The organism is Citrobacter portucalensis (genome assembly GCF_002042885.1).
Classification (GTDB): Bacteria; Pseudomonadota; Gammaproteobacteria; order Enterobacterales; family Enterobacteriaceae; genus Citrobacter; species Citrobacter portucalensis.
The window spans coordinates 126,404-142,801 of the sequence record NZ_MVFY01000004.1; the positions used below are offsets into that span (position 1 = coordinate 126,404).

A 16,398-nucleotide genomic window follows, 5' to 3' on the forward strand; every position below is an offset into this window, starting at 1 on the left:
TCATTCGGTAATCACAAACCGCGTCGCGGCAAAGCAGTTCAAAACCCGGTGCACCAGAAATACCATGGTGAGCGTTACCACCAGCGCGACGGTGACGGAGGTGATACGGTACAGATCGCTGAATACCAGGTCCTGATCCGGGTGCAGGTTCTGGCCAAACATAATGCCGATGGTAGTGATACTGGCAAACCCCACGCCTGCCCCGACTTTTTCCATTACGTGCAGGCGGGCACTGAACGCCAGCCCGAGGCCAATCAGCGGCATCATCAGCAGCATATGGTTGCTGAAATCATAGATAAGCAGTTGCACCAGCAGAATATACAGGCAGGCCAGCACCACGCCGACCACGCGCCAAATCGAGCTGATCACCGCGCCACGGTAGTGCATCGGAAACAGGATCAAAATGCCGGCCATCAGCGCCGACAGCGAATCACTCAAATCGCAGATCTGGAAGACCACAAAAATCATCGTCGCCACCGTGCCGGAAAGCAGCGATTCATGGCGCACCCGGGCGGCATCTTTCTCAATGCGCGGCGGTGGCTGGCGGGGTTCCACGTCCGGGATCAGATAATGCAGCAGCGCGCTCAGCGCCACCGCCATGACGCAGGCTTCCATATTGGAGAACATCAGCGTATGCCAGTTGGTGGTGGGATAGCTCATAAAGTTGAGCATCGTGCTCTGGCACACCACGCCCATCGAACCGAGCAGAAACAGCGGGCCTTTGCTCATAAAACGAAAGCGCATCACATACAGGCCGAACACTACCAGTGTCATAACCAGCGGCCACTGTGAAAGATAGCCGACAATCAGCACCATTTCGACACAGTTCACCGCCGCGCTGAACACGAACTGTGTTGCCACATGGCGGTTGAACACCGGCACCAGCGACAGTAGCATCAGCGGATAAACCACAAAAAATACGCCGTACTGCACGTTGTAGAAGGTCGAGATACTCAGCGCGATTGTCCCGGCAACGGAGATACGCAGGGTCTGGCGAAAATCATTGGCGGTGTAGACAATGTTCCCGTGCGGCGTAAAGACGTGGGCCAGCGTGTTAATAGACATAGTGCAGCCAGCTGACGAGGTGGATCTGTGCCCCGGCAAAGGTGCGGGCGAACACGCCCTCGCTGTTATACAGCTGTACCGTGGCGCGCGCCCCGGTCGGTAACGGCGTGTCGAGCGGTTCGTTCAGCGCGACGTGAATGCGCATACGCTGGGCATCGCGCACCCAGCGGGTGGACTGTTCCGGCTGCGACAGCTGGCCGTTAACCTGCTCCTGACCCGCCAGAATACCGGCATCGCTGCTGGTGACGCGGGCAGAGAAAACCTTGCCCGGCAAGGCATCGAACACCACGGCGGCATCGGTATTCACGCGAGTGTGGCGCAGACTTTTCTCGCGAAAGTCGGCCACGATATCGGTCTGATGGCTGACCAGCGCCAGCAGCGGCGTGGCCGCGGTGGCGTACAGCCCTGGGCTAAGCTGGAGATTACTCACCGTACCGTCGGTCTGGGCATATACTTTGCTCCAGCCGAGGTTCAGCTGCGCCTCTTCCAGCGTGTTACGGTATTTTTGCAGCGTTACGTTACGTTTGTCATCGCGCTCGCCGCGCTGGATAAGCAGGTTCTGAATACTGGCATTCAGCGCCGCCACCGACTGCTCGCTGGTTTGCCAGGCAGTACGCACCTTGTCGAGATCGGATTGCGACACATTCTGCATGGCGCTCAGGCGCTGATAGCGGTCTAAGGTGGTCTTATCGTTGCGGGCGTTGAATTGCGCGGTGCGCAGGTTGGCGCGGGCAGAGACGATCTGCGCATCCAGCTGTTGGTTACTCAGCTTCGCCTGCTCAAGGGCAATTTGCGCAGCCTCGACCTTATTGATAAATGGCGTCGGATCCAGTTCGTACAGCAAATCGCCCTTCTTCACCTGGCTATTATTGTGTACATGCACCTGCGAGACGTAGCCGGAAACGCGTGAGGAAACAGGCGTTACCACGCGCATCACCGTGGAGTCCGGCGTCAGCGGGATCCAGATATCGGCAACGATAAACCAGGCGAATATTACCAGGAAAGCGGCAATACTCACCCTTACCCAACGGGCAAATTTTTGTTCTGGGGTCATCATATTTTTTTAGTGTTGATTGTCTTCTTCGCGGATTGTCCGCAAATTGCAGGCGAGTTGATTTAACGTCGTGCTAAAGGCGGCAAGCTCTGCTTCAGGAATGGTACAGGTGACGCGATGTTGGTATGTCTCAATCACCCGGTTGAGTTCATCCAGCCTTGCGCGGCCTTGCGCGGTCAGCGCCAGCAGGCGGATGCGTTTGTCATAGGGCGATGTGGAGCGCAGCAGATAGCCCTGCTTTTCCAGCTGCGAGAGGGTGCGCATCAGCGGCGGCAGTTCGATGCCCTGCATTTGTGCCAGTTCACTGACTGAGACGTTGTCTCCCAGTTGATACAGTTGCATCAGTACCGTCCAGCTGGACTGCGTCAGGCCAGTATCGGTGATGGCAGCATCAATAATGGCCCGCCACTGGCGCACCACCATTGCCATGCGCATCCCCATCGGACGGCGGGCAAACAGTTCATCTTCAGTCATCTTACTTTCCTCTCATCGCTGAAGAGAAAATAATACTTATCAGGATAAGTATCAAGAAACGGACTAACCAGAAGCATGAATTGATAAATATCGTGAATATAAAAGAGGAGGGGCGATAATCCCCAGCCTCTGTCGATGAAAGAAAATCACTCCACCTGATCGCGTCGCAGCCCGACGTCCCGCAACCGCTCATCACTCATCTGTTGCAATACGCGCCGCGTTTGCGCTCGCAGCCGCCACGCCTTGTATGCCCGCCAGATCAGTACAAACCCAATAAACGGCTGTTTTGCTTTATTCTCGTGAAATTCCATACCTTGCCTCCCCGCCTTGCCAGAGGCTTTATCTTCACGGATCTGGCCCAAAACAATACAGACTCAAAAAGTACTTTTATTTAACATACAGATTGGTTAAAAAGAGTTCTGCATCGCTTTTTTCACGCCAATCTGTACTGATTTTTTAATCTGTATGGTACCCATGAGGGATACAGCATGACGCGTTACCAACATCTGGCCAATCTGCTGGCCGAACGCATTGAGCAGGGGCTGTATCGCCATGGCGAAAAACTGCCCTCGGTACGCAGCCTGAGCCAGGAGCATGGGGTCAGCATCAGCACCGTCCAGCAGGCGTATCAGACGCTGGAACAGCGCCAGCTGATCACGCCCCAGCCACGTTCCGGTTATTTTGTCGCGCCACAAAAAGCGCAGCCACCCGTGCCACCGATGTCGCGTCCGGTACAGCGTCCGGTCGAAATAACCCAGTGGGATCAGGTGCTGGATATGCTAAAGGGCAACGCGGACAAATCGATAATCCCGTTTAGCAGCGGCGTGCCCGATATTAATCAACCGAGCCTGAAGCCGCTGTGGCGCGAGCTCAGCCGCGTGGCACAACATAATCTGCGCGCGATACTGGGCTACGATGAAATCTCCGGATGCCGTGAACTGCGTCAGCAGATTGCGCGGCTGATGCTGGACGGCGGTTCGGTGGTCAATGCAGACGATATTGTGATCACCAGCGGCAGTCAGAGTGGAATGTCGCTGGCGCTGCTGACGGTCTGCCAGCCCGGAGATATTGTCGCCGTTGAATCACCGGCCTACTACGGCACGATGCAGCTACTGCGCGGCTTAGGGATCAAGGTGATTGAGATCCCAACCGATCCGGATACCGGGATCAGTGTTGAAGCGCTGGAGCTGGCGCTGGATCAGTGGCCGATCAAAGGTGTGCTGCTGGTTCCCAACTGCAACAACCCTCTCGGATTCATTATGCCGGATGCGCGTAAGCGGGCAGTGCTCGCCCTCGCCCAGCGCCACGACATCGTTATTTTTGAAGACGATGTGTATGGCGAACTGGCAACGGAGTACCCACGCCCGCGCACGATCCACTCCTGGGACAGCGACGGTCGGGTAATACTCTGCAGTTCGTTTACCAAATCCGTCGCCCCCGGACTGCGAGTGGGTTGGGTGGTGCCCGGTCGCTATTACAACAAGCTGCTGCACATGAAGTACGCCGTCATCGGCACTAACGTTCCCGCTACGCAACTGGCGGCGGCGACCTTTGTGCGCGAAGGTCATTATCATCGGCATATCCGGCGTATGCGCCAGATTTATCAGCGCAATATGGAGATCTACACCTGCTGGGTACGGGAATACTTCCCCTGCGGGATCTGCGTCACCCGACCGAAAGGCGGCTTTATGCTGTGGGTCGAGCTGCCGCTCCAGGTCGATATGGTCTGTGTCGCTAAGCAGCTCTGTCGCCTCAAAATCCAGGTTGCACCGGGTTCTCTGTTCTCCGCATCGGGGAAGTATCGCAACTGTGTGCGCATCAACTGCGCATTGCCGCCAAACGACAAGCATCGGGAAGTAATGCAGAAGCTCGGAGAGGCGGTAAAAACGGCAATAGAGTAGATCGAGCTGCCCGGCGCTTCCGGGCAGGCAATTAGGCAGTTTAAGCTATATCTAATGGCTTAAACCCTGAATATCTTCAGCGGAAAGTCGGGTGATTTTTTGTACCGTGCTGATATCGATGCCATCTGCCAGCATGGTGCGGGCAATACGCAGTGCCTCATCACGTCGCCCCTTTATCAGTCCTTCCTGTTTGCCTTCCTGTTTGCCTTCTTTTTTGCCTTCTTGTTTACCTTCCAGCTTGCCTTCAAGCCATCCTTTTTGAAATCCTGCCTCATGTAATCTGTCCGCGATCGTCATCAAATGCTCCTTGTGCTGCGGTGAACGTTCGGCAACCCCGCGAATAAACTCACTGAATCGAGGTGCATCGCCAGTTCGTACAATATAATTAAACAGCGTCTTTATCTGAGTGTCATTAGTCAGTCCGGTAAGTAGCAGGGAAACAATTTGCTCGACCAACCCCATAAGATCGCGTTGACGGATATGTTTTTGGATTAACTCCAGCAGCGCCATACGTCGATGCTGCACAATTTCGTCATCCGGAATAACCGTAATATCCACCAGCGGAAACGCCGCAGCATACAGCTGACGAGCCAGCTTCGGGTTGGCAAACTCATCCAGCCAACACAGCGAATAAGGATACGGGCTTTTAGCGCCGTGATAAAACAGCATCGGCACCACCAGCGGCAACTGCTGATGCCCGGCATCTAAATGTTTCTGCATGGCCGCTACCGCATAGCGCATCAGTCTGAATGCCATATGCGCATCCGGTGTGCTTTGGTGTTCAATCACCACATAAATATATCCATCCCCATCCGTCGTTTTCACCGACCACAGCACATCGGAATAGTACGCACGTAAATTCTCTTCGATAAAACTGTCTGACTCGAGTTTAAGCGTCTGAAGATCGCAAAGCTCGCGCAGCGAAGCGGGAAGATGTATTTGCAGAAAATCCCGTGCAGTCTCAGGGTGACGTAAAAATGTTTTAAAAACCGCGTCATGCGGTGTTGAAGCGGAAGCTTTGTTCATGGCGATCCTTCACCTGAAAATAAGATGCCATGACTGTAGCGCCGGAAAACCACATCCTCACCTGCAACTTTCTCTCTTTGCGAGGCGATTTCCGGGATAACAACGCCCTTATGTAACGTCTGCATTTGTCTGGAACACGTCACGCAGAATCGCCATCTCAATGCGCATTCCCACTTTTTCACCACTCGGCCTGTGCTATAACAAATCATCACTTTCAGGGAGGACACGATGTGACGCATACCCGAGATATTCCACAATCGTTCTGGCGTGATGAGCAGTTGCCGTGGCTGGAACTGCGCAGCACCTGGCAAAGCCAGCAGGCCTATAAGCGGCATCACCACTCTCAGTTCTCGATTGGGGCAATTCTCGAGGGGGAAACGTGCTGTCTGTGCGATGGCGAGGAATACCATCTGCAGGTGGGCGATCTGATTGTGATACCGCCGCTGGCACCTCACAGCTGTAATCCTGTTAACGGACAGTTTCGCAGCTATCATATGCTTTATCTTGATGCCAAGTGGTGTCTTGCTAATCTGCCTGCACAGAACACCAATCAGCGGCTTTGCACGCCTGCTCCCGTTATCCGCGATGCGCAATTATTCCAGCGTTATATGCACCTTGTGACGCTCATGCCGCAACGCCAAACCGCACAAATAACGGATGCCGCGCAAACATTGCTTCACTCGCTGCCGTTACAGTCGGTCACACCAGAAAACCTAAGCGCAACCAGCCAGTATCTGCGCGAACGGTTGCAGTCCAGCCTGCTCGCGCCGCCCTCGCTCGATGAGCTGGCACATGAATGTCACATGCGTAAAGAGACGCTGATCCGTACCTTTAAGCAGGACACCGGGCTGACGCCAGGAAGTTATCTGAACATCATACGGATTGACTATGCTCGCCAGCGGCTGCGGGCCGGAGACGAAATTGCCGATGTCGGCTACCAGAGCGGGTTTGCCGACCAGAGCCATTTCCATCGCACCTTTGTGCGCTACACCGCCGCCACACCGCGCCAGTACGCGTTGGGACGATCAATATCAGACAATAATTAGCGCTGCGTCAGGCGTACGGTGATCTCAGATTCATTCTCTGAGGTCGCTATGTCGCTGCTTTCTGTACTTTTTCCTTCTGCTTTTCCCGCGCTGGCGCTGGCGCATTTCGTCGCATTGCTTAGCCCCGGGCCGGACTTCTTTTTACTGGTCGGTTACGCCGCACGATACCGGATGCGCGGCAGCGCCGGGTTGTGCGTGGGGATCGCTTTCGGCAACGGGCTGTATATTCTGCTGGCAATTATCGGTTGGGGGATCCTGCGCCAGCTTCCCCTGTTGTTTACGGTTATTGAGCTGCTGGGCGCGCTCTATTTATTGTGGATTGGCAGCCTGCTGGTACGCAGCCGCCCGCAAACGCTGACCGGAACAGACGCCCAGTCTACCTGTCCAGGATTTGGCAAACAGCTACTGCTGGGATTGGGTTCGTCACTGCTCAACCCAAAAAATGCGCTGTTCTATCTGGCGCTAATGACCGCCCTGCTCGGCCCGTCGGTGACGCTGCTGCAACAAACCATGAGCGGGATCTGGATGACCAGCGTAGTGCTGTGCTGGGATCTGCTGATCGTGATGTTCATCGGTTTACCGCAGATCCAGCGACGGTTATCCAGAGGGATATTATGGGTAGAACGTATCGCTGGCGGTGTATTGATTATCTTCGGTTGTGCCATCGCTCTGCGGTTTTTGCAGAGCATCGCAGTCTGATTTGCAGGGCGATTTTCTGCACATAAACAGGATAAACTCGTTTAATTAATATCCAATCCGCATTAAACTGCGGATGGTTATTACCCGTTCAACTTACTCTTCCTGAGGTGCGATGTGCTGATTGTTACCTGTAATCGTTACGTTTTCTGACCCAGCGTCAGTGAGCGTATCTTCTGTTTGCGCTTCGCGCAGACAGCGTTTTTGATTACATGAAATTCAGTACATTTGCAGTCTGCTTTTTTCTGTCATCGGTCTGACGTCTCAAAGACGGTATTGAATTTCGCTATTCCCGTTGAGGGTTTTCTCCCGACAAGGAGCTGTTTTATGCAACGGATTCTCGCGTTTTTCTCCCAACGCGCCACAACGCTTTTTTTTCCTGTCGCATTGATTTTATATGACTTCGCCGCCTATCTGTCGACGGACCTGATCCAGCCTGGCATCATCAATGTGGTACGTGATTTCAACGCCGATGTTAGCCTGGCACCCGCTGCGGTGAGCCTCTATCTGGCGGGCGGCATGGCGCTGCAATGGCTGCTGGGGCCGCTTTCCGACCGAATTGGCCGTCGACCCGTGCTGATTGCGGGGGCGTTAATCTTTACCCTCGCCTGCGCTGCCACGCTGTTCACGACCTCAATGACGCAGTTTCTGGTAGCCCGATTTGTGCAGGGCACCAGCATCTGCTTTATCGCCACCGTTGGCTATGTCACGGTGCAGGAGGCGTTTGGGCAAACGAAGGCCATTAAGTTAATGGCGATAATCACTTCCATTGTGTTGGTTGCACCGGTTATCGGCCCGCTCTCCGGAGCGGCGCTAATGCACTTTGTACACTGGAAGATCCTGTTTGCCATCATTGCCGTCATGGGGCTTATCGCCCTGATTGGGTTAATGTTAGCCATGCCGGAAACCGTCCAGCGCGGCGCGGTGCCGTTCAGTGCCCGCGGCGTAGTGCGTGATTTCCGCGACGTTTTCCGCAACCGGGTGTTCCTGTTTGGCGCAGCCACGCTGTCGTTAAGCTATATTCCGATGATGAGCTGGGTGGCGGTCTCACCGGTTATTCTGATCGATGCTGGCGGCATGACCACATCGGAGTTTGCCTGGGCACAGGCCCCGGTGTTCGGCGCAGTGATCGTCGCCAATATGGTGGTGGTTCGTTTCGTGAAAGATCCGACCCGACCGCACTTCATCTGGCGGGCCGCACCTATACAGCTGAGCGGGCTGGCGGTGCTGATTGTCGGCAATTTACTGTGGCCGCACGTCTGGCTGTGGTCGGTGCTGGGGACCAGCCTGTATGCGTTTGGCATTGGAATGATCTTCCCAACGTTATTCCGCTTTACACTATTTTCCAACAACTTACCGAAGGGTACGGTTTCGGCGTCGTTGAATATGGTGATCCTGACGGTGATGGCGGTTTCTGTCGAAATTGGGCGTTGGTTATGGTTCAACGGCGGCAGGATTTCGTTTCATCTGCTGGCGGTGATGGCTGGTATTGCCGTCGTGTTCACGCTGGCAGGCTTACTAAAGCGCGTACGTCAGCATGAGGCCACCGCATTAGTCACAGAGAGTTAACCTCCTATGAACCGCCCCCATTCGCGAACACTGGTTTTGTGTTTAGCGGTCGGGGGCAATCCATCATAGTGCATCAACTTTTAATCATCTGACGAGAGATAACGGAACTTCCGCATCGGGTTCATGCGTGATCCGATTACGCAGGTCACGACGAATCATTTCAATGACCCAAAACCAGAAAATATGTCCAATAATTTCCGACACATATTCATCAAATGGTAGCTGAGACAAGGGCGGCGAAAGATGAAGGGCGGGAATGAAGATGCCATGAACTGCCACCGTCACGATTAAACCTGCCAGTACCCCCTGCCAAAGTTTAACTTTTGGAAAAATTTCAGCGGCAACGCAATATCCGACTGCAAACACTAATGAAAATATGATGTGCGTGACCATAACCGGATTAATCACATGTTCAGAAAAGGTATAGACCGTTTGCGTGGGGTCAATCCCTAAATAGTCTCGGAGAAAAAGGTACGGAGGATTAAACTCATTTCTTCCCAGGGAAAATGTCCTGGGTGGAAGCGGAACTTCGGCTCCCCACTTAACAAATGCAGAAAGTACGCCAGAAACGATACCGACTAACACGGCAACGCCATAATGGCGGCGTTCCGTCGGTGTCCTTGAGAATAAATCTTTCAGCTTCATAACTCATCATCCCTTATATGCCATAACACTTAAAACCAGTGTCTATGCTACCCAGGAGGGATGCTGAAAATTGTGACAAAGATTACTTTTGATAAAAAATGATCTTAAATGACTACTTGTGAGTTAATTTGATTGTGAATATAGCGTCATCGCGAATGTCGTACAGGCGTTTTATCCGGCCTACTGGGTTACGTAGGCCGGATAAGCATCAGCGCCATCCGGCTACGCTCACCTCACCTTACGCAATGCGTGCAAATCCCGCTTCCAGATCGGCAATCAGGTCGTCGATATCCTCAAGGCCAATATGCACCCTGACCAGCGTGCCGCTGAAATCTACCTCTCCAGCCGGGCGAATGCTGTTCAGCTCTTCCGGCTGGTTCGCCAGAATGAGCGACTCAAATCCGCCCCACGAATAGGCCATATGGAACAGCGAGAAGTTATCGAGGAAATTCGCCATCTGTTCGTCGGTCAGTCTCTTTTTCAGCACAAACGAGAACAGGCCTGAGCTTCCGATAAAATCACGCTGAAAATACTCATGGCCCGGACATTCCGGTAATGCCGGATGATTCACCCGTGCCACTTCCGGCCTTGCCGACAGCCAGCGGGCAATATGGATGCTGCTCTCCTGATGCTGCTTAAGGCGTACCGCCAGGGTGCGCAATCCGCGGCTGCCGTTGTAGGCCGTATCGGCATCCAGCGTTTGCCCCATCAGATAGGAGTTCTCGCGTAAACGATCCCAACAACGGGCGTTCGACACCGCCGTGCCCAGCATGGCGTCCGAATGGCCGATGGTGTACTTCGTTCCCGCCTGAATGGAAATATCCACGCCATAATCCAGCGCTTTGAACAGCACGCCCGCCGCCCAAGTGTTGTCGATCATAATGACAATCTCCGGATTCACCGCGCGGATAGCCTTCACCATCCCCGGCACGTCCTGGACTTCCATGGTGATAGAACTTGGTGACTCAAGGAATACAACCTTTGTTTCCGGACGCAGAAGATCGACGATACCTGCACCAATCAGCGGATCGTAATACGTTGTTTCCACGTTGAATTTACTCAGGATCTTATTGCAAAAATCCTGGGTTGGTTCATAGGCCGCACCCGTCATCAGAATATGATCGCCACCCTGAACAAACGCCAGAATCGCATTGGTCACCGCCGCAGCACCACATGGGTACAGCGCGCAGCCAACGCCGCCCTCCAGTTCGCTCATTGCCTTCTGGAAGGCAAAGTGGGTATAGGTTCCGCGACGACCATAAAACAGCTCGCCGTTCGCGCGATTGGCGGTGGCAAATTTCTTGTCCTTCACGGTATCAAATACCAGTGAAGAGGCGCGTTGGATAACCGGATTCACCGCTCCCTGGGTGTAGCGTTTGTCGCGACCAGCAACAACCAGGTGCGTTTCAAGCTTCATTGCGTCTTTCATAACATCTCCTGTTCTTAATCCGTGTGAAACCTATACCACCGCAGCAGTAGAGTTTATTTCAGTGTTGGTCTGCTTTTTTCCAGCGAACCGTTCAACAATCTGCGCCGCATTCAAATCATGGATAACGTTAATCAGTGTGGCCGGCGCATCGGTAATGGTGCCCAGCACCACCAGCATCGGGATTGCTTCCATCGGCAGGCCGAGCGTTGTGACGATAAAGATTTCACCCAGGAACGCCCCGCCCGGCACGCCACCAACGATAATGGCGGAGAGCACCGCAATCAGCATCGTCAGGAAGAAGGTTTCGGTGGTGAATTCCATGCCCAATACGGAATAGATAAAGACAATTTTTAGCGCGGCAATCATCGCCACGCCGCCCTTGTTGAGGTTAACCAGCAGCGGAATGGAGACATCAACGATTTCCGGGTTGATCCCCATCGCCTTACCGGCACGCAGCGTCACCGGGAGCGTCCCCAGTGAAGAGCAGGTACCCAGCGCGGTCGCAGACGGTTCAATTGCGTTACGCCAGAAGGCTTTGACCGCCGGAATACCGCCGCCAATATACGAATAGAGAATCGAGCCAAAGACAAAGTAGACCAGCGTGGCAACCATAAACAGGCCGATGGCGCGGGCAAAGGTTAACAGTAGTGCAGAGTCCTGACTGGCCATGGTGGCGGCGAAGTAGCAGCCCAGACCAATCGGCGCGACCTTCATAATGATTGAAACGATCTTCATGATCACGGTATTGGCGTCTTCCAGCAGCGACGCAATACGTTTACCGGCCTGATCCGACTGGCCAATTGCGACACCGGCGATGATCGCCATTACGATCAGCGCCAGAATATTGGACTTAGAAAACAGTCCGATAAAGTCGCTGGTGGTGATCATACTGACAAAATCCATCTTACCGCTGCCCGCCTGCACCGACTGCGAGAGATCGATAGTGACGCCCTGCGCCGGGTTATACCAGAGCGCCAGCGCGACGATCCCGGCGGCTGGAATAAAGGCCATGGCGATCGAAACAATAAAGATAATCGCCATAATGCGTCCCAGCCTTTTCAGGTCGGTCATACTGGCGATCGAAGACATAACGCTGATCCCCACCAGCGGCACAATAATCATAAATAACAGGTTTAAGAATATCTGGCCTATTGGCTGGAGTTTACTTGCAAACGATGGGGCATAAATACCTAATAAGCCGCCAATCACCAGAGCAACTAATAAAATAATCGACGATTTGTAGGGTTCGAGTCGTGACCACATAATCGGTACCTTTAGAATAATAATTAATGAGATTAAATTCACAATGTGATGAGTTTCCGTTTCGCCTCCTTTTATTTTGTGACGTAACTCACCTAAGTTGTTATTTTTTCATTTTGCCAGCAAGTTGTTTCCTGTGATTCAATAGTTGCATGTTTAAAACGCGAATGTAACGGCCTATTCGTACCGTTTTTGCAAATCACTTGTGAATTAAAGGAAACTATGAGTACGCCGATTTCACTCAAGCATCTGGAGTTTTTTACTAAAATCGTCGACTGCGGAGGATTGTCAGAAGCCGCGGCGCAACTCAACGTATCGCCGTCTGCGGTCAGCAAAAGTCTGGCCGCGATGGAAGACACGCTGGGCACGACATTAATTAAACGCACCACCCGCAGTATTACCCTGACCGACGCCGGGCAATATCTCTTCAACCGCGCTAATAAGCTTTTGAAAGAATTCGATGAAACGCTGAATACCACTTCCGGTTATTACCACAGCCCGCAGGGTGAATTACGAATAACCTGCTCAATTGCGTTTGGTTATTCCCGGCTGGTGAACCTGGTGGATAAATATCGCTCCCAGTTCCCGGATGTAAATCTGTATATCGATCTCAACGATAACTTTGTGAATCTGAACGAAACAGATTTCGACATCGCCCTGCGCATCTCCACCGCACCGCCGCAAAACTATGCGATGCGCAAGCTGGTGCCTGTTCGCTGGGCGTACTGTGCCTCACCCGGCTACCTCGCCAAAAAAGGCATGCCCCAGCGTCGAAGCGATCTGGTGGATCATGATTGTCTGGTTTATCCAGGCCTCACACCGGTGCTGAAGGTGGCGGATGAACAGGATCGTCTGCATCAGTTGAAACTGCATATGCCGATCCAGGCCAACAGCAGTCTGGTATTGCTGAAGTCAGTGTTAGAAGATCAGGGAGTGGCGTATTTGCCCACCTATCTGATTGGCGATCATATTCAAAAAGAAGAGATAACGCCGCTGATGCTCGACGGCACTATCACCTGTGAAACTCACGCCCTGTATGCGCTGTACTTTCCCAGCAAGTACAGCAATCCTAAGGTGCGATCGTTTATCGATTTTCTGGTGGCGGAACTCGGCCCCTTGCCCGCCTGGGACAACTGGATCCCGGAGTAAGCCCAGCCCACCTGAAAATGGGAGGCGCTCCACATTTTTTGCGCGATCCCCCCGTCTGGCTCTATCCTTAAGCCTATGAATAAAATTGCTGAACTCAAACGCGCCAAGCGACTGGCACTCTCATTGCTGCTGATTGCCGCTGCCACCTTCGTCATCACGCTGTTTCTACCGCCTAACTTTTGGGTACTGGGGATCAAAGCGATCGCCGAAGCGGCGATGGTCGGCGCACTGTCGGACTGGTTTGCCGTGGTGGCGCTTTTTCGCCGGGTGCCGATCCCGTTTATCTCGCAGCACACGGCGATTATCCCGCGCAATAAGGATCGGATCGGCGAAAATCTCGGGCAATTTGTCCAGGAAAAATTTCTCGATACCCAGTCGCTGGTCGCGCTGATCCGCCGCCATGAACCGGCGCTGTTGATCGGCAACTGGTTCAGCCAGCCGGAAAACGCCCAGCGTATTGGCCAGCATCTGCTGCAGATCATGAGCGGTTTTCTCGAACTGACCGACGACTCGCGCATTCAGCGGCTGATCAAGCGGGCGGTGCACAAGGCCATCGACAAGGTCGATCTCTCAAGTACCAGTGCGCTGATGCTGGAAAGCATGACCAAAAACAATCGCCATCAGGTGCTACTCGACACGCTGATCGCCCAACTGATCGCCCTGCTCCAGCGCGACAGCTCGCGAGCGTTTATCGCCAGACAGGTCGTGCACTGGCTGGAAACCGAGCATCCGCTGAAAGCGAAGATCCTGCCAACCGAATGGCTGGGCGAGCACAGCGCCGAGCTGGTGTCTGATGCCGTTAACTCCTTGCTGGATGACATCAGCCACGATCGCGCACATCAGATCCGCCATGCCTTCGATCGCGCCACGTTTAAGCTCATCGATAAGCTCAAACACGATCCGGAGATGGCCGTGCGGGCCGAAAGCCTGAAAAGCTATCTGAAGGAAGATGAAGCCTTCAACCGTTATCTTGGCGAGCTGTGGGCAGACCTGCGTCAGTGGGTGAAAACCGACATTAACGCCGATGATTCCCGCGTAAAGCAGCGCATCGTCAGCGCCGGGCAGTGGTTCGGCGAAACGCTGGTAGCCGACAGCGCCCTGCGCGCCTCACTGAATGAGCATCTTGAGCAGGCCGCACATAAAGTAGCGCCAGAGTTCGCCACCTTCCTGACGCGCCACATTAGCGACACGGTGAAAAGCTGGGATGCACGCGATATGTCGCAGCAAATCGAGCTGAACATCGGTAAAGATTTGCAGTTTATCCGCGTCAACGGCACGTTGGTTGGCGGTTCTATTGGGCTGGTGTTATATCTGTTGTCGCAAATTTCTTCCCTGCTGACGCTGGCGAATTTTTAAGGAGAAAAATTCAATGACGATGAACATCCGCATTTTTTCCCTGCGCGAAACACCGGAAAAACTGCACGAGGTCACCGCTTACTTTCAGCAACAATGGGCCTCAGAAGACTCCATGAGAGTTTACGAGGATGCACTGCATCGTTGTATTGGCGCAAAGAACCCGCTACCGCAGTGGTACTGGATGCAGGACGGCGACAGCATTGTTGGCTGCGCCGGATTGATCACCAATGATTTTATCAGTCGCGGCGAACTGTGGCCGTGGCTATGCGCACTCTATATCGATCCTCGCTATCGTGGTCACGGTCTGGCGTTTCGCCTGATTGAACATATTGCGCAGCAGGCCAGACAGTTAGGCTTTATGCGGCTCCATTTGTGTACTGAACTGGAAGGTTTATACGAGAAAGCGGGATTTTACTTTGACGGGCCGGGCTATCATCCGTGGGGGGAAGTCTCACGGGTCTACAGCCGTAATCTGTAAGCGCGCAATTGTTGTACATCAATAAAGCCAGATAAATTGCAGGGTTATAATGCGACGTCTTTTTACTGTCTCCCGTGTTACGGGGAAGGAAAATCATGTCGCTAATCACCGATTTACCCGCCATTTTTAATCAATTCTCCGACGCCCGTCAGAAAGGTTTTCTCACCGTAATGGATCTTAAAGAGCAGGGTATCCCGCTCGTTGGAACCTATTGCACCTTTATGCCACAGGAGATAGCGATGGCGGCAGGTGCGGTCGTCGTTTCGCTATGCTCAACCTCTGATGAAACCATTGAAGAGGCCGAAAAAGATCTGCCACGTAACCTGTGTCCGCTGATCAAAAGCAGCTACGGGTTTGGTAAAACGGATAAATGTCCGTACTTCTACTTCTCTGACCTGGTGGTGGGCGAAACGACCTGCGATGGTAAAAAGAAGATGTACGAGTACATGGCTGAATTTAAAGCGGTACATGTGATGCAACTGCCCAACAGCACCAGTGATGCGGCTTCACGGGCGCTGTGGAAAGCCGAGATCCTGCGTTTGCAGCATGTTATCGAAGCCCGTTTTGGCACCCCGATTACCGAAGCCGCGCTACGTGAAGCCGTCATTCTAAAAAACCAGGAACGTCGTGCACTGGCAAACTTCTACCGCGTTGGTCAGCTCAACCCACCCGCACTCAGCGGCAGTGACATTCTGAAAGTCGTCTACGGTGCAACCTTTCGCTTTGATAAAGCAGCACTGATCGACGAGCTTAATAGCATGGCCGAGCGGGTACATCAGGAATGGCAGGCCGGGAAACGTCTGGCATCGCGTCCACGCATACTGATAACCGGCTGCCCCATCGGCGGCGCGGCAGAAAAAGTGGTTCGTGCCATTGAAGAAAACGGCGGTTGGGTGGTGGGTTATGAAAACTGCACCGGCGCGAAAGCCACTGAACAGTGCGTGGAGGAAACTGGCGACGTCTACGACGCACTGACCGATAAATACCTCGCCATCGGCTGCTCATGTATTTCCCCTAACGATCAACGTCTGAAAATGCTCAGCCAAATGGTTGAAGAGTACCAGGCTGACGGCGTCGTCGATGTCATTTTACAGGCTTGCCACACTTACGCCGTTGAATCACTCGCCATCAAACGCCACGTCCGCCAACAGCACAACATTCCCTACATCGCCATTGAAACTGACTACTCCAGCGCGGATATCGGCCAGCTTAGCACTCGTGTCGCCGCGTTCATTGAAATGTTGTGAGGA

General features: G+C 53.4%; 16 protein-coding genes. 8 read left to right on the forward strand and 8 right to left on the reverse strand.

The genetic code is table 11. The annotated features are described in order from the left end of the window. From BZK40_RS07750 to BZK40_RS07765, 4 genes are all read right to left on the reverse strand, one after another. Positions 1–1,065, reverse strand: a complete 1,065-nt coding sequence (locus BZK40_RS07750; RefSeq protein WP_079934421.1) for a DUF2955 domain-containing protein — start codon at positions 1,063–1,065, stop codon at positions 1–3. Beyond that, a complete protein-coding gene (locus BZK40_RS07755) occupies positions 1,055–2,122 on the reverse strand; it encodes an HlyD family secretion protein (RefSeq protein WP_079934422.1) in 1,068 nt (355 codons plus the stop codon). Before BZK40_RS07755 ends, BZK40_RS07750 begins: the two co-directional genes overlap by 11 nt. A 6-nt stretch (positions 2,123–2,128) precedes the next feature. Next, positions 2,129–2,593 (reverse strand): MarR family winged helix-turn-helix transcriptional regulator, encoded by a 465-nt coding sequence (locus BZK40_RS07760; protein ID WP_079934423.1) that lies wholly within the window; start codon positions 2,591–2,593, stop codon positions 2,129–2,131. 146 nt (positions 2,594–2,739) lie between these two features. Then, on the reverse strand, positions 2,740–2,904 hold the full coding sequence (locus BZK40_RS07765; protein WP_008786105.1) for a DUF1127 domain-containing protein: 165 nt from the start codon (positions 2,902–2,904) through the stop codon (positions 2,740–2,742). Between the two features lie 177 nt (positions 2,905–3,081). On the opposite strand from BZK40_RS07765, the gene BZK40_RS07770 reads away from it, so the two are divergent. Further along, complete coding sequence (locus BZK40_RS07770) at positions 3,082–4,494, forward strand: aminotransferase-like domain-containing protein (protein WP_079934424.1); 1,413 nt, start codon at positions 3,082–3,084, stop codon at positions 4,492–4,494. A gap of 51 nt (positions 4,495–4,545) precedes the next feature. Here BZK40_RS07770 and BZK40_RS07775 read toward each other — a convergent pair whose 3' ends face one another. Further along, positions 4,546–5,520: an Rpn family recombination-promoting nuclease/putative transposase gene (locus tag BZK40_RS07775; RefSeq protein WP_079934425.1), complete on the reverse strand. Its 975-nt coding sequence runs from the start codon at positions 5,518–5,520 to the stop codon at positions 4,546–4,548. 230 nt (positions 5,521–5,750) lie between these two features. Between BZK40_RS07775 and BZK40_RS07785 the strand changes: the two genes are divergently transcribed. The 3 genes from BZK40_RS07785 to mdtM all read left to right on the forward strand — a co-directional run bounded on the left by BZK40_RS07785 (position 5,751) and on the right by mdtM (position 8,831). Next, positions 5,751–6,566: an AraC family transcriptional regulator gene (locus BZK40_RS07785; protein ID WP_079934426.1), complete on the forward strand. Its 816-nt coding sequence runs from the start codon at positions 5,751–5,753 to the stop codon at positions 6,564–6,566. Between the two features lie 48 nt (positions 6,567–6,614). Next, entirely contained in the window at positions 6,615–7,265 is a 651-nt protein-coding gene (locus BZK40_RS07790; protein WP_079934427.1) for a LysE family translocator, read from the forward strand. A gap of 324 nt (positions 7,266–7,589) precedes the next feature. Further along, on the forward strand, positions 7,590–8,831 hold the full coding sequence (gene mdtM / locus BZK40_RS07795) for a multidrug efflux MFS transporter MdtM (protein WP_079934428.1): 1,242 nt from the start codon (positions 7,590–7,592) through the stop codon (positions 8,829–8,831). Between the two features lie 84 nt (positions 8,832–8,915). On the opposite strand, the gene BZK40_RS07800 is transcribed toward mdtM, so the two are convergent. From BZK40_RS07800 to BZK40_RS07810, 3 genes are all read right to left on the reverse strand, one after another. Next, the gene (locus BZK40_RS07800; protein WP_079934429.1) at positions 8,916–9,476 is read right to left on the reverse strand and encodes a YagU family protein; all 561 of its coding nucleotides are present in this window, start codon (positions 9,474–9,476) and stop codon (positions 8,916–8,918) included. A 238-nt stretch (positions 9,477–9,714) separates the two neighbouring features. Further along, positions 9,715–10,905, reverse strand: a complete 1,191-nt coding sequence (metC, locus tag BZK40_RS07805; protein ID WP_008786099.1) for a cystathionine beta-lyase — start codon at positions 10,903–10,905, stop codon at positions 9,715–9,717. 30 nt (positions 10,906–10,935) lie between these two features. After that, on the reverse strand, positions 10,936–12,168 hold the full coding sequence (locus BZK40_RS07810) for a dicarboxylate/amino acid:cation symporter (RefSeq protein WP_003830065.1): 1,233 nt from the start codon (positions 12,166–12,168) through the stop codon (positions 10,936–10,938). Between the two features lie 219 nt (positions 12,169–12,387). Between BZK40_RS07810 and BZK40_RS07815 the strand changes: the two genes are divergently transcribed. The 4 genes from BZK40_RS07815 (at position 12,388) to BZK40_RS07830 (ending at position 16,395) form a co-directional block, all read left to right on the forward strand. Continuing rightward, entirely contained in the window at positions 12,388–13,314 is a 927-nt protein-coding gene (locus BZK40_RS07815) for a LysR family transcriptional regulator (protein ID WP_003845596.1), read from the forward strand. 75 nt (positions 13,315–13,389) lie between these two features. Then, positions 13,390–14,670 (forward strand): DUF445 domain-containing protein, encoded by a 1,281-nt coding sequence (locus BZK40_RS07820; RefSeq protein ID WP_079934430.1) that lies wholly within the window; start codon positions 13,390–13,392, stop codon positions 14,668–14,670. A gap of 13 nt (positions 14,671–14,683) precedes the next feature. Beyond that, positions 14,684–15,148 carry a GNAT family N-acetyltransferase gene (locus tag BZK40_RS07825; RefSeq protein ID WP_079934431.1) on the forward strand — a complete coding sequence of 155 codons (465 nt, stop codon included), beginning with the start codon at positions 14,684–14,686 and terminating at the stop codon, positions 15,146–15,148. Positions 15,149–15,243: 95 nt separating this feature from the next. After that, complete coding sequence (locus tag BZK40_RS07830) at positions 15,244–16,395, forward strand: double-cubane-cluster-containing anaerobic reductase (RefSeq protein ID WP_079934432.1); 1,152 nt, start codon at positions 15,244–15,246, stop codon at positions 16,393–16,395. Positions 16,396–16,398 lie beyond the last annotated feature (3 nt).

Coding starts and splice junctions, on each gene's coding strand:
- BZK40_RS07750 (WP_079934421.1), bottom strand. CDS start 1,065: ATGTCTATTAACACGCTGGCCCACGTCTTTACGCCGCACGGGAACATT.
- BZK40_RS07755 (WP_079934422.1), bottom strand. CDS start 2,122: ATGATGACCCCAGAACAAAAATTTGCCCGTTGGGTAAGGGTGAGTATT.
- BZK40_RS07760 (WP_079934423.1), bottom strand. CDS start 2,593: ATGACTGAAGATGAACTGTTTGCCCGCCGTCCGATGGGGATGCGCATG.
- BZK40_RS07765 (WP_008786105.1), bottom strand. CDS start 2,904: ATGGAATTTCACGAGAATAAAGCAAAACAGCCGTTTATTGGGTTTGTA.
- BZK40_RS07770 (WP_079934424.1), top strand. CDS start 3,082: ATGACGCGTTACCAACATCTGGCCAATCTGCTGGCCGAACGCATTGAG.
- BZK40_RS07775 (WP_079934425.1), bottom strand. CDS start 5,520: ATGAACAAAGCTTCCGCTTCAACACCGCATGACGCGGTTTTTAAAACA.
- BZK40_RS07790 (WP_079934427.1), top strand. CDS start 6,615: ATGTCGCTGCTTTCTGTACTTTTTCCTTCTGCTTTTCCCGCGCTGGCG.
- mdtM (WP_079934428.1), top strand. CDS start 7,590: ATGCAACGGATTCTCGCGTTTTTCTCCCAACGCGCCACAACGCTTTTT.
- BZK40_RS07800 (WP_079934429.1), bottom strand. CDS start 9,476: ATGAAGCTGAAAGATTTATTCTCAAGGACACCGACGGAACGCCGCCAT.
- metC (WP_008786099.1), bottom strand. CDS start 10,905: ATGAAAGACGCAATGAAGCTTGAAACGCACCTGGTTGTTGCTGGTCGC.
- BZK40_RS07810 (WP_003830065.1), bottom strand. CDS start 12,168: ATGTGGTCACGACTCGAACCCTACAAATCGTCGATTATTTTATTAGTT.
- BZK40_RS07815 (WP_003845596.1), top strand. CDS start 12,388: ATGAGTACGCCGATTTCACTCAAGCATCTGGAGTTTTTTACTAAAATC.
- BZK40_RS07820 (WP_079934430.1), top strand. CDS start 13,390: ATGAATAAAATTGCTGAACTCAAACGCGCCAAGCGACTGGCACTCTCA.
- BZK40_RS07825 (WP_079934431.1), top strand. CDS start 14,684: ATGACGATGAACATCCGCATTTTTTCCCTGCGCGAAACACCGGAAAAA.
- BZK40_RS07830 (WP_079934432.1), top strand. CDS start 15,244: ATGTCGCTAATCACCGATTTACCCGCCATTTTTAATCAATTCTCCGAC.